Annotated in this window: 1 protein-coding gene; it reads left to right on the top strand. The window is 60.3% G+C overall.

Annotated features, from left to right (window positions below):
- The first annotated feature begins 116 nt into the window (after positions 1-116).
- Positions 117-1,610: a PLP-dependent aminotransferase family protein gene (locus FT726_RS27185; protein WP_282996333.1), complete on the top strand. Its 1,494-nt coding sequence runs from the start codon at positions 117-119 to the stop codon at positions 1,608-1,610.
- The last annotated feature ends 1 nt before the right edge of the window (position 1,611 follow it).

Below are 1,611 nucleotides of genomic sequence, written 5' to 3'. Positions count from 1 at the left end.
CTTCCATAACCTTTCCTTAGCGATAAGCGTCTTTACAAATCACGACAAACACGCTTATTTATGCCTGCACTGAGCGCGGTTGCCAGAGCCAATTTCACTGAGAAGGATGGAGCCAATTGCGGAGTTTGTACGCCGATCATGTATTGGAACGACTACAGTTTGTCGCGGAAGGCACGCTGCAGCAGCGCCTGCTGCACTGCATGCAGGCGGCGATTGTAGAGGGCATTTTCCCGCGCGGCTCACGCCTGCCGGCGACGCGTGATTTAGCGCGCGAGCTGGCGGTGTCGCGTAATACGGTGCTAAACGTTTATGAAAATCTGGTCGCGCAGGGATATGTCAGCGCGCGCACCGGCAGCGGCACCTGGATTGCAGAAAACCTGCCGGAAGGGTGCCTCAACAGCGCGCCAGCGCTGCCGCTCAGTGAACCCCTGATGAGTAAACCGGCGGCGATTTCAAAACGCGGCGCCACGCTGCTCGGTCACGCCAATGCCTCGCCTTATCAGTGGGGTGCGTTTGTGCCCGGCGCGCCGGATGTGCGTGAGTTTCCGCATAAGTTGTTTAGCCAGATTCAGTCGCGCCTGAATCGCGAACCCGACATCGAGCGGCTGATTTACAGCAGCAACGGCGGCTGCCCGCAGCTGCGCCAGGCGCTGGCTGAGTATCTCAGCGTAGCGCGCTCGGTGCGTGCCGACGCCGATCAAATCATCATTACCGAAGGCATTCATCAGGCGGTGGATCTGGTGACGCGCGTGCTGTGCGACGCGGGCGATCCGGTGTGGATCGAGGAGCCAGGCTACTGGGGCACGCGCAACCTGTTACGCATTAACGGGCTAAAAATTCAGGCCAAAGCGGTGGATGAACAGGGCATTATCCCGGAGCTGGCACCGCGCAGCAAAGCGCCGAAGATGATTTTTGTGACACCGTCACACCAGTATCCGCTGGGTGTGCATCTCAGTCTGGAGCGGCGCAGACAGCTGCTCGACCTGGCGCGCAAACATAAAAGCTGGCTGGTGGAAGATGACTATGACAGCGAATTTCGCTTCGCCGGCCAGCCATTTCCCTCACTGCAGGGCTTTGAACCGGATGCGCCGGTGATCTATATGGGCACCTTCAGTAAAACGCTCTATCCCGCGCTGCGTCTAGGCTATCTGGTGGTGCCAAAAGCGCTGGCGCAGCCGCTGCGCGTGGCGGCGGCCGAACTCTACCGCGGCGGCCATTTGCTGGTACAGCGCGCGCTGGCGGAGTTTATTCTGAAAGGCCACTACATGACGCACATCCGGCGCATGCGCAAACTCTACAGTCAGCGCCGGCGCTTTATGATGACGCTGATTGAGCGCTACCTGGGCGCGGCCTTTATGCCGGTGGTCAATCATGAAGCCGGGCTGCATCTGGTGCTGAATCTGCCCGCGGGCTGTGATGATGTGGCGATTGCCGCGCTGGCGCTACGACGCGGCGTGAAGGTGCGGCCGCTGTCGCAATACTATATGCATCCGCAGGAGCGACGCGGTCTGCTGCTCGGTTACGCCTGCGTGGATGAGCGCCAGTGCCAGGATGCGTTCGGTGTGCTCAAAGCCTGCCTGGTGGAAGCGGGCATCGCCGGGCGGGGATAGC

Source organism: Pantoea sp. Morm (assembly GCF_016643525.1).
Classification (GTDB): Bacteria; Pseudomonadota; Gammaproteobacteria; order Enterobacterales; family Enterobacteriaceae; genus Pantoea; species Pantoea dispersa.
The sequence above is the reverse complement of the archived record's forward strand: the minus strand, read 5'-3'. Positions and strand labels throughout refer to the sequence as shown.